The organism is Caballeronia novacaledonica (genome assembly GCF_900258035.1).
GTDB classification, from domain to species: domain Bacteria; phylum Pseudomonadota; class Gammaproteobacteria; order Burkholderiales; family Burkholderiaceae; genus Caballeronia; species Caballeronia novacaledonica.
Genome location: NZ_OGTP01000008.1, coordinates 134,655 through 157,681 on the forward strand (window position 1 = coordinate 134,655; position 23,027 = coordinate 157,681).

At 62.9% G+C, this 23,027-nt stretch carries 17 protein-coding genes; 10 read left to right on the forward strand and 7 right to left on the reverse strand.

What is annotated here, in order from left to right:
* Window positions 1-4: 4 nt before the first annotated feature.
* The 6 genes from NOV72_RS14180 to NOV72_RS14205 are packed head-to-tail and all read right to left on the reverse strand — an operon-like array spanning window position 5 to window position 6,552.
* The gene (locus NOV72_RS14180; RefSeq protein WP_106855341.1) at window positions 5-1,345 is read right to left on the reverse strand and encodes a glycosyltransferase family 4 protein; all 1,341 of its coding nucleotides are present in this window, start codon (window positions 1,343-1,345) and stop codon (window positions 5-7) included.
* A 59-nt stretch (window positions 1,346-1,404) separates the two neighbouring features.
* Entirely contained in the window at window positions 1,405-2,817 is a 1,413-nt protein-coding gene (locus NOV72_RS14185; RefSeq protein ID WP_106855228.1) for a polysaccharide pyruvyl transferase family protein, read from the reverse strand.
* A gap of 40 nt (window positions 2,818-2,857) precedes the next feature.
* The gene (locus NOV72_RS14190; RefSeq protein WP_106855229.1) at window positions 2,858-3,970 is read right to left on the reverse strand and encodes a KpsE/RkpR family capsule polysaccharide export protein; all 1,113 of its coding nucleotides are present in this window, start codon (window positions 3,968-3,970) and stop codon (window positions 2,858-2,860) included.
* Between the two features lie 28 nt (window positions 3,971-3,998).
* Entirely contained in the window at window positions 3,999-4,646 is a 648-nt protein-coding gene (locus tag NOV72_RS14195) for an ABC transporter ATP-binding protein (RefSeq protein ID WP_106855230.1), read from the reverse strand.
* Window positions 4,643-5,431: an ABC transporter permease gene (locus NOV72_RS14200; RefSeq protein WP_106855231.1), complete on the reverse strand. Its 789-nt coding sequence runs from the start codon at window positions 5,429-5,431 to the stop codon at window positions 4,643-4,645. The genes NOV72_RS14195 and NOV72_RS14200 overlap by 4 nt, the downstream gene beginning before the upstream one ends.
* Window positions 5,431-6,552, reverse strand: a complete 1,122-nt coding sequence (locus tag NOV72_RS14205; RefSeq protein WP_106855342.1) for a polysaccharide biosynthesis/export family protein — start codon at window positions 6,550-6,552, stop codon at window positions 5,431-5,433. The genes NOV72_RS14200 and NOV72_RS14205 overlap by 1 nt, the downstream gene beginning before the upstream one ends.
* A gap of 460 nt (window positions 6,553-7,012) precedes the next feature.
* On the opposite strand from NOV72_RS14205, the gene NOV72_RS14210 reads away from it, so the two are divergent.
* The 3 genes from NOV72_RS14210 to NOV72_RS14220 are packed head-to-tail and all read left to right on the forward strand — an operon-like array spanning window position 7,013 to window position 11,671.
* Window positions 7,013-8,167: a glycosyltransferase family 4 protein gene (locus NOV72_RS14210; protein WP_106855232.1), complete on the forward strand. Its 1,155-nt coding sequence runs from the start codon at window positions 7,013-7,015 to the stop codon at window positions 8,165-8,167.
* Complete coding sequence (locus NOV72_RS14215) at window positions 8,164-10,185, forward strand: capsular polysaccharide export protein, LipB/KpsS family (protein WP_245933040.1); 2,022 nt, start codon at window positions 8,164-8,166, stop codon at window positions 10,183-10,185. Before NOV72_RS14210 ends, NOV72_RS14215 begins: the two co-directional genes overlap by 4 nt.
* A 55-nt stretch (window positions 10,186-10,240) precedes the next feature.
* Window positions 10,241-11,671 (forward strand): mannose-1-phosphate guanylyltransferase/mannose-6-phosphate isomerase, encoded by a 1,431-nt coding sequence (locus NOV72_RS14220; protein WP_106855233.1) that lies wholly within the window; start codon window positions 10,241-10,243, stop codon window positions 11,669-11,671.
* 42 nt (window positions 11,672-11,713) lie between these two features.
* Here NOV72_RS14220 and NOV72_RS31970 read toward each other — a convergent pair whose 3' ends face one another.
* A complete protein-coding gene (locus NOV72_RS31970) occupies window positions 11,714-12,115 on the reverse strand; it encodes a hypothetical protein (RefSeq protein ID WP_146150002.1) in 402 nt (133 codons plus the stop codon).
* A 526-nt stretch (window positions 12,116-12,641) separates the two neighbouring features.
* On the opposite strand from NOV72_RS31970, the gene aldA reads away from it, so the two are divergent.
* The 7 genes from aldA to NOV72_RS14260 all read left to right on the forward strand — a co-directional run bounded on the left by aldA (window position 12,642) and on the right by NOV72_RS14260 (window position 23,025).
* Window positions 12,642-14,066, forward strand: coding sequence for an aldehyde dehydrogenase (gene aldA / locus NOV72_RS14230; RefSeq protein ID WP_106855235.1), 1,425 nt, complete (start codon window positions 12,642-12,644; stop codon window positions 14,064-14,066).
* Window positions 14,067-14,294: 228 nt separating this feature from the next.
* Window positions 14,295-15,599: an MFS transporter gene (locus tag NOV72_RS14235; RefSeq protein ID WP_106855236.1), complete on the forward strand. Its 1,305-nt coding sequence runs from the start codon at window positions 14,295-14,297 to the stop codon at window positions 15,597-15,599.
* A gap of 44 nt (window positions 15,600-15,643) precedes the next feature.
* A complete protein-coding gene (locus tag NOV72_RS14240) occupies window positions 15,644-16,894 on the forward strand; it encodes a mandelate racemase/muconate lactonizing enzyme family protein (RefSeq protein WP_106855237.1) in 1,251 nt (416 codons plus the stop codon).
* Window positions 16,895-16,899: 5 nt separating this feature from the next.
* Entirely contained in the window at window positions 16,900-18,513 is a 1,614-nt protein-coding gene (locus NOV72_RS14245) for a GMC family oxidoreductase (protein WP_106855238.1), read from the forward strand.
* 44 nt (window positions 18,514-18,557) lie between these two features.
* The gene (locus NOV72_RS14250; protein WP_106855239.1) at window positions 18,558-19,703 is read left to right on the forward strand and encodes a porin; all 1,146 of its coding nucleotides are present in this window, start codon (window positions 18,558-18,560) and stop codon (window positions 19,701-19,703) included.
* A gap of 78 nt (window positions 19,704-19,781) precedes the next feature.
* Entirely contained in the window at window positions 19,782-20,510 is a 729-nt protein-coding gene (locus NOV72_RS14255; protein ID WP_181291042.1) for an IclR family transcriptional regulator, read from the forward strand.
* Between the two features lie 130 nt (window positions 20,511-20,640).
* Window positions 20,641-23,025, forward strand: coding sequence for a bifunctional salicylyl-CoA 5-hydroxylase/oxidoreductase (locus NOV72_RS14260; RefSeq protein WP_106855241.1), 2,385 nt, complete (start codon window positions 20,641-20,643; stop codon window positions 23,023-23,025).
* Window positions 23,026-23,027: the final 2 nt, after the last annotated feature.

A 23,027-nucleotide genomic window follows, 5' to 3' on the forward strand; every position in this document is an offset into this window, starting at 1 on the left:
CCGTTCAGGCGGCGCGGTGACGCAGGACGATGGAGCGCCTTCGCGCTTCGAGTTCCTTGTACATGTTGTCCAGGCGCGCCGCATACGCGTCCGTCGAGAACGCTGCGGCGCGCAGTCTGCCCTTTTGGCTCAGGTCTTCGCGCAACGCTGCATTGCTGTCGAGCGCGCGAATGCCTTCGGCGATGGCCCGCACGTCATACGGATCGACGAGCAGCGCCGCATCCTGGCAGACCTCGGGCATCGAGCCGCCCGTCGAGCTGAGCACGGGCGTGCCGAGCTGCATGGCTTCGAGCGCGGGCAGACCGAAGCCTTCGTAAAGCGACGGGAACATCACCGCTTTCGCGCCGCGAATCAGGCTGACGAGCAACGGGAACGACGCGTACTCGATGCGGTAGATGCGCTTGCGCGTCATCATCAGGTTGTCGACCTGTTCGAGATAGTTGATGACGTCCGCGTTGAGGAGCTTCAGCTCCTGCTCGGATTTCCAGCCGAGCTTGCCCACGATGACGAGCGGAATATCCACGCCGCTGCCGAGATACGCTTCGATCAGGCGCGCCACGTTCTTCTTCGGCTCGATGGCGCCGAAGAAGAGCATGTAGCCCTTGTAATTCAGATTGAACGTGCCTTCGACTTCCTGCTTCACGATATCGGTGGGCTTGTTCGCGTACTTCGCCGGAATATCGACGGCCTGGTACGTGTTCGTCACCCGCTCTTCGGGAATGCCGAGAATATTCACGATGTCGCGCTTCGACGTCTCCGACACGGTGACGATGTGATGCGCCCGCGAAGCCAACGCCTTCATAAGCTTGTAGTAGCGGCGCTTCACGTCGAGCGTCGTATAAGGCAGACGCAGCGGCACGAGATCGTGGATCGTGTAGATGTTCTGCGCGCCCGCGATTTTCAGCGGCAACGGATAAGTCCAGTGTGCAATCTGCGGCCTGGACGGCATCGCTACCGTGAGGAACCAGTTGAACGTGTCGAACAGCTTGTATGAACGCGCGAAGACGTTCGGCACATTCCAGAAGTCATCGGCGCGCGGGAGGCGCGACTTGTACGCTTCCTTGATGACGACGTCCGACATCGGCACATGCATGGCCGTCGCCCGGATGGCGGGCACGGACGCCATCATCTGCACTTCGTACATCATCCGGTCCCACCACGTCGGCTTGCCGACGTTCGGATCGAAGAAGGCGATTTCGCGCATCAGATCATTGCGCGGCGAGCGCGGCGTGCCGTAAAGCACATCGACCTGCGCGCCCAGTTCCTTGAGCGTGTAGCTGAGATTGCGTGAATACGTCGAAATTCCCGTGCCCTCTTCGAGCGCCAGGTTGTAGCCGTCAATCATGATGCGGCTGCTTTGCATATGGCTTACCTTTGCCGGTGGCTTTCAGGATGCGCGTTCAATCACAGGCGGTCATCACGCAGGCGGCGCGCGAGTTCGGCGCGCATCGCATGCGTCATCGCCACGCAATGCTCGACTTCGCGAGGCTCGACGGGCTGAGCGTGTTGCAGCTTGCCGATGATTTCGCCGAGGTCGAAAGATTCGAGCGGCTGGCACTGATCCTTGATCGACCCGAGATACGACGTGAGCAGCTTTCCGGTCTTGCCCGTCGCGCTGTTGAGCGACACCGTCGGCTTGCCGAACATCACGCCGAGAATCAGCGCGTGAAAACGGGACGTCACGACGAGGCTCGCGCTCGCATAGAGCCGCGCGGTGGCGCCGAGACCGAAGCTGGCGGATTCGATGAGCGAAAGACCTTCCCTTTCGGACAGCATCGTGAAGAGCTTGCGGTCGTCCTCCGAATGCAACACGAGCAGCACGTCGTAGCCGCGCGACTTGAGCGACCGGACGATGCCGCAGGCCACATCCGCAAGCGCATAGCCGCGTTTGGCGAGCCGTGCTTCGAGCACGCTCGAAATGCTGAACAGCGCGAGCGGCTTTGTCGTCGCGAAGGGCTGGCCGACGCGGCGCACGTCGTCCGCCATGTAGAACGCCATGTCCGCGCCGGCGATGGTGCGCTCGAGCCTGTCATCGACGGCAATCAGTTCGCGGCGATCGATCGGATCGCGCACCGAAAGAAAATCGACCGACCGCAGATGGGTGGCGTACGCCTCTTTGCCGAGCGGCGTCGTGATGCCTTGCACGCCCACGCCGAGCACCGCGGCGAATTTGCCCTGACGTTGCGCTTCCTGCAGCGGATACAGATAGTTCCCGCAGTTGACGACATCGCTGTCATAGAACAGGCCGCCGCCGCCGACCGCCACGACATCGGCGTTCCGGATGGCGTCGTAGCGCACGTTCGGCCCGGCCAGCGTCACCTCGGGCACGCCCGCGTCCTGGAGCATCTTCTTCGCCGCGAGCGACACCAGGTCATCGCCGATGTTGCCGACACCGTAAGCCGACACCAGCACGGCGGACTGCACCGCGCGGCGCGGACGCGACGCCACCACTTCGCCCGCGAGATAGCCGCGCACCGGCGGAACGTGCTGCATGAACGATGCGGCTTCCTCGCCCGCGCCCACGCTGATGCCGCGCTTGCCCTGGCGCTCGTAGCACACGTAGACCTCGTCGGCGTAGGTCGGTTCGAAGCTGAACGCGACCGCGCTCAGCGCCTGATAGCCCAGACGATGCATCGCGCCCTTGTGCACGACGACCAGATCGATCGATTGCAGATCGCCGTCCGTCAGCGCGATGTACGGAATGATCTTCTTCTTGTTCTTCGACACGAAGGCATACATGTCGTCCGGCACCACGACCGTTTCGCAGTCCGAGGACTGCACCAGTCTCACCATGTTCCGAAAAATGGAATCGGTCATTACCGTTACTCGCGAAAAATTTTTTGCCAGCCGACGTCCGTTACGCCACGTGTTCCCTGATGCCCGTCAGGATCAGCCAGCCGATGCCGAAGACCGCGTTCATCACCGCGAACACGGTGAGAATGGCGACGATACGTTTGGGAAACTCGGATTCCTGAGGCAGATTCGGCTTGACCACGGCGACCAGGAACAGGTGATGCCGCGCGGCCTCGTCCCGCGCCCGCTGCAACGAAGTCAGCGCGGACGTCAGGTTCGCTTCGGCGAACTGCGTGCGCACGCGCATTTCCTCGTAGCTCGACAGCGTGTTGGCAAGGCTCCCCTGCGGGCGCGTCAACGTCTGCTTCTGCGCGTCGATTTGCGCCTGCAGCGAAGCAACCTGACGTTGCAGTTCGACGATGCGCGGGCTGTTCTTGTCCAGATAGCGCAGCGCCGAAGTCAGATCCACCTGAGCCTGTGCGCGTTGCTGCTCCAGCCCCGCCAGGAGATCGGTCATGGTGTTCGACGTGCGCTCGGGATCGAGAATCGACTTGCTGGCGCGGAACTGCGCCATGCGCGTCTTCTGCTCGACGAGCGCTTCCTCGGCTTTGCCGACGTTCGCTTCGGCGAGGCCGAGCGCGTCCTGCTCGGCGCGCTGGCTGAATTCCTGCACCAGCTTGTCGGCGCCATCGAGCATGCGCTTGGAGATCGCGTTCGCGTCCGCAGGAGAGAAGGCTCTGACCTTCAGCACGCCCAGACCGCTGTTGATGTCGACATAGGCATCGACCATGCCGAAGTTCTTGAACAGATACTTCCGCAGGCGCTCGTCGGTGCTGTTGGCGCCGAGACGCGATACGACATCGAACGTCGGCCGGTTATAGACTTTCGGCAGATCGACTGCTTCGCGAAGATGACGGATCGCGTCGTAAGACTGCAAGTAGTCGACGACCGACAGCGTGACTTCTTCGGAGATCGAAGGAGCCGAACTCAACAGCGCGGCGCCGGACATGGCCTGCGAACGAGACGAATCCGAGCCCGACTTGATGAAGAAACGCGCCTCCGACTCGTACTGATCCGACGCAAGCAGCGCGAAATACAGTGCGACGAGCAGCGTCGGCAAGACGACCCACAGCAGATACGTTTTCCGCTTCTCCACGAAATTGCCAAAGAATTTCATTGAACACTGTTTCCGCACGAATTCGAATCTAGACCATTTCCTGCATGACAAGCGCTTCGCCGAGATCGTCGAAAGACGACATCTGCCCGTTTCTCAGGACCATGCCCTTGTTGCAATACATCCTGAGAATGTCCGCGCTGTGCGAAACCATGACGAGCGCACTACCCGCGCTGCGCTCTTCCAGCGCCTCCCTGCAGCGGTCCTTGAAGCGCTGATCGCCGACGGCCGCGACTTCATCGACGACGAGGCAATCGAAGCGGATGGCAAGCGAAATACCGAACGCGAGCCGCGCGCGCATGCCGCTCGAATACGTCTTGATCGGCATGTAGAAGTAGTCGCCCAACTCAGCGAATTCCTGCACGTACGCGAGTGTTTCCCTGATATCCGACCCGTATATGCGCGCGATGAAGCGGACGTTGTCGGCGCCGGTGAGACTGCCCTGAAAGCCCGTTCCGAAGCCGAGCGGCCACGACACCGACATCGAGCGCACGACGCGCCCCGAGGTCGGATGCTCGACGCCCGTGATGAGCCGGAGCAAGGTCGACTTGCCCGCGCCGTTGTTGCCGAGAATGCCGACCTTGTCGCCACGGTTGATGACGAAGGACACGCCATCCAGTACGACTTTCTTTCCCGCGCGCGTGTGATGGACCTTGGTGACGTTCTCGACGCGGATCATTCGAGCACGACCCACTTTCTCGCCAGGCGCAGGCCGGCCAGCCCGATCAGCGTCAGCCCGACGCACCACACCACGACGTAGAGCGCAGACGTATAAAGGCTGGTGAAATTCGCGAAGATGCCTTCCCGAATGATTTCCTGGATTTGCGCCAGCGGCACCCAGACCAGAATCGAGCGGAACACGCCGGGAATCGTCTCGAAGCTCGTGAATGCGCCGCTGATGGGAAGCGCGAGATAAGTCAGCGGATGGACGATGCGTTCGACCACCGGAAACCGCACGCAGAGCGTCAGCACGATCATGGACATCGCGGTCACGAACCAGACGTTGAGCAGCCAACCGCCGAGGAAGACGAGCGGTTTCGCCACCATGACGCCGCTGCCGAAATAAGCGCAGACGCCCAGCAACGCGATGCTCGAAGTGATCAGCGCGGCGGCTTCGAGCAGCGCGCGCGCGACGATCAGATCGACCAGCGTCACCTGCCGGTGAAACAGCAGCGTGCCGTTCGCCTCGACCGTTGTGCCCGCCCGGTTGATCAGGCCGCGGAACAGCATGTATCCCGTATAACCCGCGATATAAAACGGCGCCGGCAACATGCCCGGCGGCAGATGTATGCCGATCAGATGATGCACGGAGGTCACGCCGATCGTCAGCAGCGACGGCTCCACGAAGATCCACAGGTAGCCGATGTTGTCGCGGCCGAAGCGCGTGTGCATCTCGCGCACGATCAAGGCCGCGATCGTGCGCGCCTGAACGGCCAGGCCCCCGGAGAGTGTCGCGGACATCATCAGTCGAACGCTCTGACTGCGTTCACGAGAGGGAATGCGGCCGTGTACAGGAGATTGAGGAACTTCTGCATCTCGGCGGCCGGTGCGTTCGAGACGTAGAGAATGTCCTTGTTCCGCATCTGGAAACGCTGCGCCGCGAACAGGCTCCGCGGGTCGCGCAGATTGAGGCGATAGACCGTCGGCACCACGGCCGTCGACGGGACGCCCGCGGCATCGGCCGTCTGCTCCGACTCGACGCGGAACACGAACACACCCTGCGCGTCCGCGCGGTTGTCGATCAGTCCGCCGCTGCGCGCGAGCGCCTGCGCAAGCGACACGCCCTGCGCCTCGAAGCTGACTTCGTCGTTCTTGCCGGTCGCGCCGAGCACGGTGAAGCTGAGCGGCTGGAACACGGCCGTCAGAACATCGCCCGGCGTCAGGCGGATGTTCTGCGCCGGATCGCGGATGATCGCTTCGAGCGGCATCGAACGCACGACCTTGCCGCGCGTCAACTGGATGGTCGTCTTGGTGACCGGCTGCGTCGTGCCGCCCGCTTCGGCGAGTGCGTCGAGCACGCGCTCGCCGCTCGGCGAAATGGGCATGCGCACGGTTGCCTTCACGTCGCCGATCACCGTGACATACGCGGACGCATTGTGCGTGAGGCGGACGATGACTTGCGGATGATTGGCGCGCCCGGTGAGACGCTTCACGATGTCCGCCTGCAGGCCCGTCAGCGTCTTGCCCGCCGCCATGACATTGCCGATGAACGGCACGACCACGTTGCCGCTCGCATCGACGATCTGCTCGGGCAGCACGGTGGTGCGCGTCGAGGAACTGTTCGTCGAGAGATCGCCGAAGAGCGCGGCCGGCGCCGCTTCCCAGATCGTGATTTCCAGCGCATCTCCGTTGCCGATGCGCGGGCCGTCGTTCTCGCTGCCCGGGAATCCGCTGGAGAAGCGCGGCAGTTCACGCGCATCGGCTCCGAGCGGGACCGTCGCGTTATCGATATCGACGACCTTGATGTGCTCGAGCGGCGCCGCGGGTTCCGTTCTCGACAGATCCGGCGCGATCGTGCGCGTCGCGGGCCCTGAGTTCGGAAGCGATTCGCATGCAGCGACGACGACGGTCAGAGCCGCCACCATCACCAACTTTTCGAAGCGATTGAATTGCAATCCCATTTCCTGATGCCGATGACAGCGCACCCAAAAGCAGCAGCGGCCGAATGAGGCGAACGGTCGCGCAAAAAATTGAGGTGAAGGAAATCTCTCAGAGACTTCGCGCAAAGACTTATCGGTTTTAAGATAAATCAACTTGCCTTGATGAATCAGAAAACTGCAAATAGATAAACGTTACTGAATTTCTGCATAACTAAGTAGGCGCATTGTAAATACTTATTGCATTGAAAAGTAAGTTCCGGCGGAAGCCCCGATTTTGTGTTGTTTTAAGCAGACGCATACCTTTCTGCAATGTTAGTACAACCTATGCTAGCATCTGGCCAGCAAGCTATTTCTATATGAAAGCGAATCATTTTTTCCGGTTCAGCATGTTTTTGCGATCACACTCGTCGCACCAATCGGTGTTTTTTTATCTTGCGTGATTGATGTGACGACCATTCTTCTGGACGTCACGCGACTGCTGACGAGGCTTTACCATCAACAACTTCCGACCGGCGTGGATCGCGTCGGACTGGCGTACCTTCACCGGTACGGGCTACAGGCGCGCGCGGTTCTCAGCAAGAGCGGGTTTTTTAAAATCCTGAATGCGAAGGATTCCCAAAAGACATTTTCAGCACTCGTTTCCGCGTCAAAAAGGCGCAGCGCGATTCGCCGTATCGCGTTGCGCGCGCTCGCGGCACCTTCGTCGGACAAGGTCGATAACGGTGTGTTGCTGCATACCAGCCATAGCGGCATGGAATATCGCCGGCTTTACCGCGGCATGCATGAACGGCGCATCAAGACCATTTTCATGGTCCACGATCTCATTCCGCTCACCCATGCCGAGTATTCGCGGCCGGGCGTCGACTTGGTGCACTCGCGGCGAATCGATAATGCGTTGGCCCATGCGGACGGGTTGATTGCCAATTCGCAGGCAACGCTCGATTCGCTCGCCGATCGCGCGAGGCAGCGGCGAGCGTCGCTGCCTCCGTGCACGGTCGCGCGACTGGCGTCCGGCGTCACGCCGCGCAGTGCCGGCGAAGCGCCGCTTGGCCAACCTTATTTCGTTATCCTCGGCACCATCGAACCGCGCAAGAACCACTGGTTCATGCTGCACGTATGGCGGCGTCTCGTGGAAATGTTCGGCGCCGATGCGCCGAAGCTCGTCGTGATCGGACGGCGCGGATGGGAGTGCGAGAACGTCATCGACATGCTCGAACGATGCGCACCGTTGCGCGAAGCCGTCATCGAACTGCCCGATTGCTCCGACAGCGAATTGCAGCGCTATCTGCAACACGCCCGCGCGCTGCTCTTTCCCTCCTTCGTGGAAGGCTACGGCATGCCGCTGGTCGAGGCGCTCGTGATGAAAACGCCCGTGCTCGCGAGCAACCTCGATGTGTTTCACGAAATCGCCGGCGATGTTCCCGAATATCTCGACCCGCTCGACGGTCCGGGCTGGATCGCGCGCATTCTCGCTTACGCGCACGATGCATCGGCCGAACGCGACGCGCAACGAACCCGCATGCACGCATTCCGCGAGCCGACGTGGGCGGAGCATTTCGAACAGGTCGACCGTTTTCTCGACACGCTGGGCGCGCCGTGAGCAATACGCCTGCGTATTCGCCCGCCCGTGGGCAGGCCGCCGAACTCAGGCTGAAAACGCTTACGCCGGGCCGGCGTTCGCTGAGCTGGCTGCTCGGCCAGTCTGACTATCTCTGGCTCGACCGCGTGACGGGCCGCATGATGGCGCGCATCGCAAGGGCCGTGCAAATCGATGCGACGGTGGCATGGCCCGCCCCGATCGCGCCTCGGGCGACGGCCCGGCAGCCGCCGCTCGCGTGGTTCAGCTTTGCGCTCGGCGAACACACCGCGCGCGACTGGATCCGCGCATTCGACACCGCGCTGTCGCAGTCATGCGATGCCGAAGCCTTCGCGCCCGCCATGGAGCGCCTGCGCGCCCTGCACGCGCTCGATCCGATCGATCGCCCGGCGCGCGCGGCCAGCGGCCTCATGACGCAGCGCGCGCACGACGTGCGCGTGCTGCTGATCGACGAGCGCGCGTCGGTGCGCGCCGGCGGCATGTCGCGTGCGCAGCGTCGGAAAGCGTTCCGCGACATGGTCGAAGCAGCGCGAAAAGCGCATCCCGGCGCGACATTCTGGCTCGCCCGCTCGCGCGCTCAGGGCACCGGCCCCTGGCTCTCGGAGCACGCGCGCGGCGTGCTTCCCGGGCAACTGCGCAGCATCTCCGAAGACGAAGACGCCTCGCTTTGCGCGAGCATCGATCACGCCGCGCACGTCTATACCGTGGCCGCGCCCGAAGGAATGCATGCGCTGCTCACCGGCGTCCCCCTGCACGTTTTCGGCACGCCGTACTACGCGGGATGGGGCCTTTCGCACGACGCGCGCAGCTTTGCGCACCGCCGCGCCCGCCCCACGCTGGCGCAGTTCTGTGCCGTGCTGTTCGGATCCTTCACGCACTACCTCGACCCTTCGACGCACGCGCGCGGAACCGTGGACGCATTGCTCGACGCCATCGAGCTTCAGCGTTCGGTGACGGCACGATTCGCCGGCATTCCGCACGTCGCCGGCGTGCGTTTTCAATGGTGGAAACGCCACTTCGCGACGCCCTTCCTCGCTGCGGGCGGCGCGCGGCTGCGCTGGACGCGCAATGCGGCGGCGCTTGCCGACGGCGAATGCGCCGCATTGTGGGGCGCTCGCAGCACGAACGGCCTTCCGCACGGCACGCGCGTCATGCGCATGGAAGACGGCTTCCTGCATTCGCACGGGCTCGGCTCGGACATGAGCAAGCCGCGCAGCCAGGTCGTCGATACACGCGGCCTTTATTTCGATGCAAGCCGCCCGAGCGATCTGAGCATGTTGCTCAACGAGGCGTCGTTCAACGACGCCGAACTCGCTCGCGCTGCCGCGCTGCGCGAGCAGATCGTTCGATACGGATTGACCAAGTACAACCTCGGCTGCCGCCGGCCCGCATGGCGCGCTCCGGCAGGCAAGACCGTGGTGCTCGTGCCCGGCCAGGTTGCCGACGACGCGTCGATACGCCTCGGCACACGCGCCATCTCGACGGCCGACGCGCTGCTGCGGGAAGTCCGCGCGCTGCGCCCGGACGCCTGGATCGTCTACAAGCCGCATCCGGACGTGCTGTCCGGCAACCGGCGCGGTCTCGTCGATGCGCAAGGCCTGGCCGACGTGGTCGACACCGCATCGGACCTGATTTCGCTCATCGATGCCGCGGACGAAGTCCACACGCTCTCCTCGCTGTCGGGCTTCGAGGCGCTGTTGCGCGGCAAGCGCGTGCACACCTACGGCCTGCCGTTCTACGCCGGCTGGGGGCTGACCTGCGATGCGCTCGCGCCCGTGCCCTGGCGCGCGCGAACACTGACGCTGGACATGCTGACGGCGGGGGTTCTGCTCCGCTATCCGCTGTACTGGGACTGGCGTCTGCGGCTCTTCACCACACCCGAACGCATCGTGCAGGAGCTTGCGCCGCTGGCCGCGCGTCCGCTGCTGCCGCCCGGCGCCGATCGCTGGCGTTTGCCACGCAAGGTCACGCGCTGGTCTCACAACGTCCTGCGGCACGCGCTGTGGCGGTTGCAGCGCTGAATACGGCTCGCGGTACGCGTCGAAAGAATCACGAACACCCGATCGGAGCGACCTCATGAACATCTATCCTGTTGTCCTTTGCGGCGGCAGCGGCACGCGGCTCTGGCCCATGTCGCGCGGCGGCTATCCCAAGCAGTATCTGAAACTGACCGGGGATCAGACGCTGGTTCAGCAGACGGTCTTGCGCTTGCGCGGGATCGCGCGCGCAGCCGATCCCATCGTCATCACCAACGACGAGCAACGCTTCGTCGTCGCGGAGCAATTGCGCCAGTCGGGCGTGACACCTTCGTCGATCGTGCTCGAGCCGTACAGCCGCAACACCGCGCCGGCCATCGCGGTCGCGGCGCTCGTCGCCATGCGTCAGTCGCCCGACGCGCTGTTGCTCGTGCTGCCTTCGGATCATCTGATCGCGAATGAAGCGGCGTTCGTGCACGCGGTCGATGCCGCCGCCCCGGTCGCCGCGGACGGGCATCTCGTCACCTTCGGGATTCAGCCGACCGAACCGCATACGGGTTACGGATACATCCGGCGCGGCGAGGCGCTCGGAACGGGCGGCCGCGTCCATGCGGTTGCTGCGTTCGTCGAGAAGCCGGACTTGCGGACCGCCGAGCAATTCCTCGCGGACGGCCGATTCGTCTGGAACAGCGGCATGTTCATGCTGAAAGCGTCGGCGTATATGGATGAGTTGCGGATTCATCAGCCGGACATCGCACGTCAGGCCGAGGCTTCCGTCGAACTGGCGGAGCGCGACAACGATTTCCTTCGTCTGCACAAGGCATCGTTCGCCGACTGCCCGAACGTGTCGGTCGACTATGCGGTGATGGAGAAGACCGCGCGCGCCGCTGTCATCGTCACGAATGAGCTCGGCTGGAACGACATCGGTTCGTGGGAAGCGCTCGCCAAGGTTTCCGAACAGGATGATTTCGGAAACGTCGCGATCGGCGACGTGCTGGCGGAATCGGTGACGAATTCGTACATGCGCGCGGAGCACCGGATGGTGGCCGCGATAGGTCTCGACAACGTGGTGATCGTCGAAACCGCGGACGCCGTGCTGGTCGCGCACCGGGACCGCGTGCAGGACGTGAAGAAGATCGTCGAGCGGCTGAATGCATCGGGCAGGCGGGAGTCGGTGACGCATCGCCGCGAGCAGCGCCCGTGGGGTTCGTATGAAGGCATCGACCAGGGCGACCGTTTCCAGGTGAAGCGCATCATCGTCAACTCCGGCGCGCAGTTGAGCCTGCAGATGCATCACCATCGCGCGGAGCACTGGATCGTCGTGAAGGGCACCGCAATCGTCACGAACGGCGACGAGGAGATCATGCTGTCGGAGAACCAGTCGACCTATATTCCGCTCGGCGTCACGCACCGGCTTCGCAACCCGGGCCGCATTCCGCTCGAACTGATCGAGGTTCAGTCCGGCGCTTATCTGGGCGAAGACGACATCGTCCGATTCGAAGATACGTATGGCCGCACCAAGGGCGCCTGATGTTTCGACATCACGTGCGATCCGATTCACCACGAAAATCAGCTAGCCAGTCATGTTGCTCCGAACCTTTAAATGGATCGTCCTTTGCGCGGTGCTGTACTGTTCCTTGCGATATCTCGGTGTCGGCAGGAACGAGGCGCTCATCGTCAGTTTCATTTCACTCGTGCTCGGCGTCTTGAATTTTCTGACCGTGCAGATTTCCAGCATGATGGCGGTGATTTTTTTCTGCGCGATGTTCTCGCTGTTCTTGCCGGCGGCATTCTCGGATGCCGCCGGCTTCGTGCGCGAAGAAATTGGACACGTCTCGATGAGCGCGATCCGCGACCGATTGCGATCGGCCAAGGACGAGGTACCGGAGAAGTAGGCAAACGCGCGGTGCGCGCTGCCGGACGGCTGGCCGGTGGTTCTCCCCGGAATCGGCCAGTCTCGATTATGTGTCGGCACGAACAGCGTCTGAGACTTGCGCCGTTCTCGTTCGACTCATCCTTCATCTGGCTGCCCTTCGCGGGCTTCAGATTGCCCCGATTCAAGTGCGTTTCCTGCAGGCGATCCTTGCCCGGCTCGAACAGAAAGCCGACGCCATACGCGGTCACGTCCTTCGTCGACCATCTTCATCAAAAACCCGGAACCAGCGAACACGCCGTTGCCAAACGGGGCGAAAAGCCCCATTCTTGAACCCGTTCGAATCTGCGCTTTACCCCCGTTTCTGCTGGCTCCATTGCACCGCGCATCCTCGGCTCGATTGGCCGCTCCGTGACATCAAGGGCATCAAATTCCCCCTGCAGGCGGCCCGTGTTTTCGCACACCGAATGCCCCGACACCGGAAAATTTCCAGCGCGTCGACTACTTTTTCCATATATGGAAAAATAAATCCATCCAGGAAAAATTATTGACCTGTGAAAAAGCTGCACCGTATAGTCCTCCGCACACGCCGTGACTCGCCACGCCGAACTGAACGGAGACATCCCACGTGCAGCACTATGAAAACTTCATCGATAACGAATTCGCAGCGTCAACATCGCAGGCGCGCATCGAGGTCCTGAATCCAGCGACCGAACAGGTCGTCGCCCTCGTCGATACCGTCAGTCCCGAAGATGCGCGCCATGCCGCCCGCCAGGCCGCGGCGGCGCAGAAGCGGTGGCGCCGGCTGCCCGCCGCCGAGCGGGCGAAAGTGCTCCACCGCCTTGCCGACGCGCTCCTTGCGCGCGCAGACCGCATCGGCGCCGCGCTCGCCCTCGAATCGGGGAAAAGTCCCGCCCATGCGCGCGCCGAAGTGACGTATGCCGCGGAAGTCACGCGCTATCACGCCGAATGGGCACGCCGCATCACCGGCGAAATCATCCCGAGCGACAACGCCAACGAAAACCTCCTGCTCTATCGCGAGCCCATCGGTGTCGTCGTCTGCCTCATTCCGTTCAATTCGCCCGTCTACACGCTGATGCGCAAGATCGCGCCCGCGCTCATCACGGGCAACACGGTGATCGTGCGTCCGAGCAGCTACACGCCTTGCTCGGCGCTGGAGATTGCACACGCCGTCGCGCAGGCGGAAGTGCCCGCCGGCGTGATCAACATCATGGCGATGAGCCACCTCGTGGCCGAGCAGGTCTGCACGCACCCGTCGGTGGGCATGATCACGCTCACCGGCAGCGTCGGCGCGGGCCGCAAGGTGCTGGAATATTCGCAGGTCAATATCGCGAAGGTGGCGCTCGAACTCGGCGGCAAAACGCCCGCGATCATCGAACCCGATGCAAACCTCGAACAGGCAGCCGCCGACATCGTTCGCTCGAAGACCACCAACTGCGGCCAGCTCTGTACGGCGGTCGAGCGCGTGTACGTGCACGAAGAAGTTGCCACGAAGTTCGTTGGCCTGCTGCGCAACCGCATGCGCGAGCGCCAATGGGGCGACCGCAGCAAGAATCACGACTGGATGGGGCCGCTGATCCACGAGAACGCGCGCCTGCATATCCACCAGATGGTCCAACGCGCGATCGACGACGGTGCCGTCCTCGAGTGCGGCGGGGAGATCCCGCAAGGCAAGGGATTCTTCTATCCGCCGACCCTGCTCGCCGGCTGCCGTCAGGATATGGAGATCATTCAGGAAGAAGTCTTCGGACCGGTTCTGGGCGTCGTGACCTATCAGACACTCGACGAAGCGCTGGAGATGGCCAACGATCACCAGTTCGGACTCGCCTCGATGATCTACAGCGAGAACTACCGCACGATCATGCGCGTGGCCAACGAGATCGAAGCCGGCGAGTGCTACGTGAACCGCATCCCCGATGACCCGTATCAGGGTCACCACTCGGGCTGGAAGCGTTCCGGCATCGGCGGCGACGATGGCCAGCACGGCATGCTCGCCTTCACGCAGACGCGCCTCGTGGTCACGACGTGGTAAGCCACTCGAATACCCGCTAATTCCCGATTGCCTGGCTGCACCGGGGCGCATCACGCGCTCTTGTGGCCAGATCAGAATCGAACAGGCACATTCGCAAACCGAATGTCTGATTCGGAATGCTTATTAAATACGGAGCACATCGCCCAGATATCGAAGATCACGTCGAGAGATAGTCATGCAGTTCCGGTGAGACACACCGGCATCGAGCAATAAAAAATTGGAGACATCATGACTGCAGCAATCGAACGCACCGAGCAGACTCTGGCGGAATCGGCCGCCAGCAGCTCTTCGTTAGTCCGCTATTTTCAGCTTGCCGTGCTCACGCTCGCGGCCGGCGCACTGTACCCGATGCTTTACCTGCGCCAGAACTTCGAGAACACGCTGCTGCAGGCATTCCACATCACCGCCGACCAGCTCGGTGAACTCTATTCGATCCTGGGCATCGTCTATGTGATCACCTATATCCCCAGCGGGTGGCTGGCCGACCGCGTGAGCTCTCGCTGGCTCGTCGTGGTCTCTCTCGGCACCGTGGGCCTGCTGGGTCTGTGGTTCGCGACCTTTCCCGATGCCTCGATGCTGCGCTGGATCTTTCTCGGCTGGGGCATCGCCGGAGGCCTGACGTTCTGGTCGGCCATCTTGCGTGCCGTCAAGCTGCTCGGCACCGAGCGTGAACAGGGCCGCTTCTTCGGCATCCTCGACGGTGGCCGCGGCCTCACGGAAGCGGTGCTTGCCTCGATCGCCGTAGCCATTTTTGCGCACTATGCGAGTCTCGCCCCGCAGCTTTCGCTGCGCCCTGTGATCCACATGTACGCCTACACATGTCTCGGTATCGGCGCGCTGGCCGGGCTGATCCTGCCGAACGACCGGAACCGCACGTGTGAGTCCGGCGGTGCGGCACAGGGCTCCGCCTCCGCGCTCGGCGACTTCGTCACGCTGATCCGCATTCCGGAGATCTGGCTCATCAGCCTGATCGTGCTGGCCGGTTATCAACTGCTGTGGGCGACGTTTTCGTTCTCCAGCTACATCCAGGAACACTTCTCGGCGTCGGCGGTGCTCGCCGGCGAGCTGACCGTCATCAAGCTGTGGATGCGCCCGATCGGCGCGATCGGCGGCGGCTTCCTCGGCGACCGCTACTCGAACGTCAACGTCCTGGGTTTTGGCATGCTCGCGGCGGCCGCTGCGTGGATGCTGTTCGTCCTCGTGCCGTCCTCGATCCCGATGTGGCTGCTCGCCTGCTGCATCGTCCTGCTCGGACTGATGACCTATTCGGTGCACGGCCTGTACTGGGCCATCATCGATCGCTGCCATGTGCCGGCGCGTGTGACCGGTCTCGCGATCGGGATCATCTCGATGATCGGCCTCTCGCCCGACGTGTTCCTGCCGATGATCAGCTCGGCGATTTCCCACCGCTTCCCGGGCGTGCTCGGCACCCAGCTCTACTTCGTGTACATCGGCGCATGCTGCCTGCTCGGCAGCGGCCTCGTGTACGTATTCAAGAAGCGAACCGAGCACTACCGCTTTCCGGGCCAGTAAACGCCCGGCGCTGACGCAACAACGCACCATCCTGAGACGAATCCATGCAAATCACCTCGCTTGAAACCTACGTCGTTGCCGTGCCGCCTCCGTACATCGGCGGCCGTTACTGGATCTTCGTGAAGCTGAAAACGGCCTGCGGCATCGAAGGCGTGGGCGAAGTCTACGCCGCGAGCTTCCACCCCGACGTCATGGAAAAGGCCATCGGCGACGTGTACCAGCGCTACCTCGAAAATCACGATCCGCACCACATCGAGCGATTCTTTCGCGAAGCCTATTCGAGCGGCTTCACGCAGCGCCCCGACGTGAGCATGATGGGCATCGTGAGCGGTCTCGAAATGGCGTGCTGGGACATCATCGGCAAGGCGGCCAACAAGCCGGTCTACGAACTGATCGGCGGCAAGGTCAACGAGCGCCTGCGCTCCTATACGTACCTGTATCCGAAGAACGATGATGGCTCGTACAGCCACGATTACGAGGACATCGAGCCGTCCGTGCGCTGCGCCGAGGAATACGTGAAGCAGGGCTTCACGGCGATCAAGTTCGATCCGGCCGGGCCTTACACGGCCTATTGCGGCCACCAGTTGAGCCTCGAACTGCTCGAGCAGTCGGCGACGTTCTGCCGGCGTCTGCGCGAGGCGGTCGGCACGAAGTGCGACCTCATCTTCGGCACGCACGGCCAGATGACGCCGTCGGCCGCCGTGCGGCTGGCCCGCTACATCGAGCCGTACGATCCGCTGTGGTTCGAGGAGCCGGTGCCTCCCGGACAGTCCGAGGCCATGGGTCGCGTCGCGCAGAAGACCAGCATCCCCGTTGCGACCGGCGAGCGCCTGACCACCAAGTACGAGTTCTTCGACGTGCTGCGCAACAACGCCGCATCGATCCTGCAGATGAATCTCGGGCGCGTCGGCGGCATTCTCGAAGCGAAGAAGATCGCGACGCTGGCCGAGGTCCACTACGCGCAGATCGCGCCGCATCTCTACAACGGCCCGATCGGCGCGGCGGCGAGCATCCAGCTCGGCGTGGCGTCGCCCAACTTCCTGATTCAGGAAAGCATCATGCGCTGGGAAGGCTTCCACGCCGAGATCCTGAAGAAGCCGATCGCCTGGGAAGACGGCTACATCATTCCCTCGACCGAACCGGGCCTCGGCGTCGAACTCGACATGGACGTCGTCAAGGCCAACATGCCGTACACGAGCCGACGCCTGCATCTGACGGTCTCGTCCCAGCCGTTCGATGTGAAGGCGGGCCCCTCCGACAGCTGGAAGGCACGCTACGCCGAGGACAAGGAATAGTGGCCATGGATGCATCGACCTTCGACTACATCATCGTGGGCGCCGGCTCGGCCGGCTGCATCCTCGCTGATCGCCTGAGCGAGTCGGGCAAGTTTCGCGTGCTGCTGCTCGAGGCGGGCAGCGCGGACAAATCCATGTGGTTGCGCATGCCGCTCGGATTCGCGAAGCTGTTCTATCACCCGAAGTACAACTGGCGCTACGAGACCGTGCAGCAGCGCGAACTCGCGGGCCAGCGCGTCTATACGCCGCGCGGCAAGGTGCTGGGCGGGTCGGGCGCGATCAACGCGATGATCTACGTGCGCGGCCAGCGCGAGGATTTCGACGACTGGACCGCGCAGGGCAATCCCGGCTGGGGCTGGGACGACGTGCTGCCCTGGTTCAAGCGGCTGGAATCGCACCACGTGGGCGATACCGAATGGCACAGCAGCCGCGGCAAGATCCGCATCACGCGAGATCCGGTGCACCCGATCTGCGATTCGTTTTTCGAGGCGTGCGCGGCGCTCGGCCACCGCTCCAACGATGATTTCAACGGCGCACGGCTCGAGGGCTTCGGCGTCTACGACATCAACACGCGCAACGGGCAGCGGGATTCGTCGTGCACCGCGTATCTGCATCCCGCCATGAAGCGTCCGAATGTCGTGGTACAGACGGACGCCATCGTGGATCGCGTCCTCTTCGACAGGAACCGGACGGCGACGGGTGTCGATGTCCTGATCAAGGGCCATCGCCAGCACTTCGCCGCGCGTCGCGAGGTCATTCTCAGCGCCGGCGCCGTCGAAACGCCAAAGCTGCTGCAATGCTCGGGCGTGGGTGACGCGGACCTGCTGCACAAGCACCAGATTCCCGTGATCCGCCATGCGCCCGCGGTCGGCCAGAACCTGCAGGATCATCTGTGCGCGTCGTACTACTATCGCGCGAACTGCGCGACCGTGAACGACGAGGTGCGCAGCCTGCCCCAGCAGGCGCGAGCCATGTTCCAGTACCTGTTCCGGCGCAACGGAATTTTCGCGACGACGGTCAAGGCCGGCGGATTTCTGCGCACGAACGGCGCGCAAACGGCGCCCAACGTGCAGTTGTACTTCAATCCGCTTTCGTATGTCCTGCCGGAATCGGGTGGCATGCCGCGCGTCGAGCCGTACTCGGGCTACACGATCTTTTTCGCACCCTGCCGGCCGACCAGCCGCGGCACCATCGAACTGACCAGCGCCGACATTCACGCGGCGCCGCGCATCGACCCCAACTACCTGTCGACGGAACACGATCAGGCCGAGGCGATCGCGGGCAGCCGGCTCGTGCGCGATCTCGCCGCGACGTCGCCGCTCAAGCGAGTGACGGCCGAAGAAGTGCGTCCGGCCGAAGCAGTCTCCGACGACGCCAGCATGCTGCAGTTCTTTCGCGAGCAGAGCGGATCGATCTACCACCTCTGTGGTTCGTGCGCGATGGGCAGCGATACGCAACGCTCCGTCGTGAACAGCCGGTTGCAGGTACACGGCATGACGAACCTGCGTGTGGTGGACGCCTCGGTGTTCCCGAACATCACGTCGGGCAACATCAACGCTCCCACGATGATGGTCGCGGAAAAGGCGGCCGACATGATCCTGGCGGACGTCGCCGCCTGATCCGATCCGGCCTGCAGGAGACAATTTTTTCCGGTTAAAAGACAATGAAGAAAGAACGAAAAATATATCGTTTCGCATCACTAATCGTACTGCTCTCGGGGTTGCCGGTTGCAAGCCACGCGGAGAGCAGCGTGACGCTGTACGGGATCATCGACGGTGGCATCACTTACGTGAGCAACACGGGAGGTGCCCACGTCGTGAAGTTCGATGATGGCGTGTCGTGGGGCAACCGCTGGGGCCTGAAGGGCACCGAGGATCTCGGCGGCGGCCTGTCGGCGGTATTCGCGCTCGAAAACGGATTTCGTCTGGGCAACGGCACATCGGCACAGGGTGGAGCCGAATTCGGCCGGCAAGCCTATGTGGGCCTGAGCAACACGTGGGGCACGCTGTCGCTCGGCGATCAGTACGACATGACGCGGGAAATCATGTCGAACTACAACATCTCCGGCTGGGCGAGCGGATACGCGATTCACCAGGGCGACTTCGACCGCATCAACGGCGACCGGCTGCCGAATTCGGTGAAATTCGCCTCGAAGGAATTCGCGGGCTTTTCGTTTGGCGGCGTGTACTCGTTCGGTGGCGTGGCGGGAGACTTCCACCAGAAAAGCGCATGGAGTGCCGGCGCGCACTATGCGAACGGCGGCTTCTCGATCGGCGCGGCCTACACCCAACTGAACGATCCCTACGGCATCTACGCGTTCGACCCGTACGCGATGATCGGCACGAGCACGTTCCTCGGCCGCCCGACGATCAGCGTGAATCCGTCAACCGGCGCAATCACGGACCTGTACGCCAGCACACCGTTCCCGGTGGACAAGCAAGGCACGTTCGGCGTCGGCTCGAGCTACATCATCGACAAGATCACGCTGATGGGCAACGTGACCTACACGACCATCAAGGCGTTCGGCAGTTCGTCGCACATGTGGGTCGGCGAAGGCGGTGCCAACTGGCAGGTCACGCCGGCGTTCAGCGCCATCGGCGGCTATCAGTACACGAATTTCGAGGGCCATCACTGGAACCAGTTGTCGGCGGGCCTGCACTACCTGCTGTCGAAGCGGACGGACATCTACCTGTCCGGCGACTGGCTGAGGGCGTCGCAGGGCGTCGATGCGGTGATCGGATACAGCTTTGCGCCATCGACGTCCGCGACGCAAGCGGACGTGCGCATCGGGATGCGTCATTCATTCTAGGCTGCAGCAGAGCCGCTACAATTGACGCCGATGAAACCGATCGAGTCCCCTCCTCCCGAAAAGTCAAAGGCGCCGGCCGTGGACGGCGCCTTCGACATCATGCAGACGCTCGTTCAGTCGACCTACCCGCTCTCGCTCACGGAGATCGCCGATCGCGTGAACATGCCGGTGGCGAGCTGCCACCGGATCATCAATGCATTGCTGCGCCGCGGGCTGGTCGTGCAGGACCTGCAGCGCCGGAAGTCGTATTGCATGGGGGCGATGCTGTTTCAGATGGCATCGGCCGCGTATTTCCAGCAGCCGATCGTGCCGCTCTTCCACTCCATCGCAGACGTGCTGAAGAACGAACTGCACCAGTCGATCAATCTCAGCGTGCTCGCGGGTTCCCATACGCTCGTCGTCGCGCACGTACCGTGGCCGTTCGTGGAAAATCACGGTGTGTATGTCGGGCTGTCGAATGTCCTGCATCGCACCGCCGCCGGCAAGGCGATGATGAGCATGCATCCCGTAACGATCCAGAAGCAGTACTGGGAGACCTATATCGCGGATCGGGAATCGAAAGCGGACAACGCGGGACATCCGCTGGAAGCGTGGTTGCACGAACTGAGCGAAATCCGGCGCGTCGGCTATGCGCTGACGAAGACCGAAACCCTTGCCGGCGTCTTCACGCTGGCCGCGCCCGTGCTCAACCGGCGGGGCGAGCCGCTCGCCGCCATGGCCGTGTGCTTCGATACGCAACGCGACATCCGGGCGACGGCCACGCCGCTCATCCAAGCGACGTGGCAATTGTCCGCGCGGCTCGGGTAGCACAAGGCGCGGGCTTTTCGTATTTCGATGGACCCAGATGCGAACATCCGTTCGCCCCAACATTTACTTGACATCTAAACTATCAAAACCTAAATTATCGACGTGAGGAGACAACGGTCGGAGAGCGAGCATGCGTATCGTCTGTATCGGCGGAGGCCCGGCGGGCCTGTATTTCGGGCTTTTGATGAAGCGCCGCCACCCTGACTACGACATCACCGTGGTCGAGCGCAACCGCCCTTACGACACGTTCGGCTGGGGCGTCGTGTTCTCGGACCAGACACTCGGCAATCTGCGCGCGGCGGACCCGCAAAGCGCCGACGCCATCCTCGATGCCTTCAATCACTGGGACGACATCGAAGTCCACATCGGCGGCCGCGCGATCCGCTCGTCGGGTCATGGCTTCTGCGGCATCGGCCGCAAACGTCTGCTGAATATTCTGCAAGCGCGTTGCGAAGCGCTCGGCGTGAAGCTCGTCTTCGAAACGCACGTCATCAACGACGACGACTACGACGCCGATCTCATCATCGCGAGCGACGGCGCGAACAGCGCGATCCGGCAGAAATACGCGTCGACGTATCAACCGGACATCGATCTGCGCGATTGCCGCTTCGTGTGGCTCGGCACGAACAAGTGCTTCGACGCCTTCACGTTCGCATTCGAAAAGACCGAATGGGGCTGGTTTCAGGCGCATGCCTATCGTTTCGACGACAGCACGTCGACGTTCATCGTCGAGGCGCCCGAGCGCGTCTGGCGCGCCGCCGGCCTCGCCGACATGAGCAAGGAAGACGGCATCGCGTTTTGCGAAAAGCTCTTCGCGAAGTATCTCGACGGCCACGCGTTGATATCGAATGCCACGCACTTGCGCGGCTCGGCGCAATGGATTCGCTTTCCGCGCGTCGTGAATCGCGAATGGGTGCATTGGCGTGACGGCGCGAACGGCAAGCGCACGCCTATCGTCCTGATGGGCGATGCGGCGCATACCGCGCACTTTTCCATCGGTTCCGGCACGAAGCTCGCGCTCGAAGACTCGATCGAACTGGCGAACAGCATCGACACCGCATTCGCAAAGCAGCGCGGCGATCTCGAAGGCGCGCTCGCGCATTACGCGCAAGTACGCAGCGTCGATGTGCTGCGTATCCAGAACGCCGCGCGCAATTCGACCGAATGGTTCGAACACGTGGACCGTTACGCGACGTTCGCGCCTGAGCAGTTCGCCTATTCGCTGCTCACGCGCTCGCAGCGCATCTCGCATGAAAATCTGCGCGAACGCGATGCGCACTATCTCGCCTCGTTCGAAGACTGGCTCGCCGCGCGCGCGGGCATCGAGCGCGATGCACGGCAACGTTCCGTGCCGCCGATGTTCACGCCGTTCAAGTTGCGCGGGGTCACGCTGAAGAACCGTGTCGTCGTGTCGCCGATGGCGCAGTATTCCGCCGTCGATGGGATCGCGGGCGACTATCACCTGATGCATCTCGGCGCGCGCGCGATGGGCGGCGCGGCGCTCGTGATGACGGAGATGACGTGCGTGTCGCCCGAAGCGCGCATCACGCCCGGATGTCCCGGCATGTACGCGCCGGAGCATCTCGCCGCGTGGACGCGCATCGTCGATTTCGTGCATGCGCAATCGGACGCGAAGATCGGCATGCAGCTCGGACATGCGGGCGCGAAGGCATCGACGCGCGTGAGCTGGGAAGGCATCGATCAGCCGCTTCCGGATGGAAACTGGCCGCTCGTGTCCGCCTCGCCGCAACAGTATCTGCACTGCGTGAGTCAGTGGTCGCGCGAGGCCTCGCACGAGGAATTGCGAGAGATCGAAGCGCAGTTCGTGCGCGCCACCGAAATGGCCGCGCAAGCGGGCTTCGACTGGCTCGAATTGCACTGCGCGCACGGTTATTTTCTGTCGAGCTTTCTTTCGCCGTTGACGAATCGTTGCACAGATCAATACGGCGGCTCGCTCGACAATCGCCTGCGCTATCCGCTCGAAGTATTCAGGGCGATGCGGGCGGCATGGCCGCAAGACAAGCCGATGTCCGTTCGCATTTCCGCGCACGACTGGGTCGATGGCGGCACGACGCCCGACGATGCCGTCGAGATCGCGCGCGCGTTCAAGGCGGCGGGCGCGGACATGATCGACGTGTCGTCGGGACAGGTCAGCAAGCAGGAAAAGCCCGTGTACGGCCGCATGTTCCAGACGCCGTTCGCCGATCGCATCCGCAACGAAGCGGGCATTGCGACCATCGCCGTCGGCGCGATATCGGAAGCGGATCACGTGAACAGCATCATCGCGGCGGGACGCGCGGATCTCTGCGCGGTGGCGCGCCCGCATCTCGCGAATCCATCGTGGACGCTGAACGAAGCCGCGAAGATCGGTTACTTCGATGTCGCGTGGCCGAAGCAGTACGCCGCCGCCAAATCGCAACTCGAACGCAATCTCGAACGCGAGCGCGCCTTGGCTGCCGACACCGCGCGCCTCACGCCGCAGGAACGCGCGCAACGCGCCGAAGGAACGGTCTGATC

What these genes read in the sequence shown, in the direction of transcription:
- NOV72_RS14200 (WP_106855231.1), bottom strand. Translation starts at nt 5,431, where the DNA reads ATGATGTCCGCGACACTCTCCGGGGGCCTGGCCGTTCAGGCGCGCACG.
- NOV72_RS14205 (WP_106855342.1), bottom strand. Translation starts at nt 6,552, where the DNA reads ATGGTGGCGGCTCTGACCGTCGTCGTCGCTGCATGCGAATCGCTTCCG.
- NOV72_RS14235 (WP_106855236.1), top strand. Translation starts at nt 14,295, where the DNA reads ATGACTGCAGCAATCGAACGCACCGAGCAGACTCTGGCGGAATCGGCC.
- NOV72_RS14190 (WP_106855229.1), bottom strand. Translation starts at nt 3,970, where the DNA reads ATGAAATTCTTTGGCAATTTCGTGGAGAAGCGGAAAACGTATCTGCTG.
- NOV72_RS14260 (WP_106855241.1), top strand. Translation starts at nt 20,641, where the DNA reads ATGCGTATCGTCTGTATCGGCGGAGGCCCGGCGGGCCTGTATTTCGGG.
- NOV72_RS14185 (WP_106855228.1), bottom strand. Translation starts at nt 2,817, where the DNA reads ATGACCGATTCCATTTTTCGGAACATGGTGAGACTGGTGCAGTCCTCG.
- NOV72_RS14250 (WP_106855239.1), top strand. Translation starts at nt 18,558, where the DNA reads ATGAAGAAAGAACGAAAAATATATCGTTTCGCATCACTAATCGTACTG.
- NOV72_RS14220 (WP_106855233.1), top strand. Translation starts at nt 10,241, where the DNA reads ATGAACATCTATCCTGTTGTCCTTTGCGGCGGCAGCGGCACGCGGCTC.
- NOV72_RS14240 (WP_106855237.1), top strand. Translation starts at nt 15,644, where the DNA reads ATGCAAATCACCTCGCTTGAAACCTACGTCGTTGCCGTGCCGCCTCCG.
- NOV72_RS14195 (WP_106855230.1), bottom strand. Translation starts at nt 4,646, where the DNA reads ATGATCCGCGTCGAGAACGTCACCAAGGTCCATCACACGCGCGCGGGA.
- NOV72_RS14180 (WP_106855341.1), bottom strand. Translation starts at nt 1,345, where the DNA reads ATGATTGACGGCTACAACCTGGCGCTCGAAGAGGGCACGGGAATTTCG.
- NOV72_RS14245 (WP_106855238.1), top strand. Translation starts at nt 16,900, where the DNA reads ATGGATGCATCGACCTTCGACTACATCATCGTGGGCGCCGGCTCGGCC.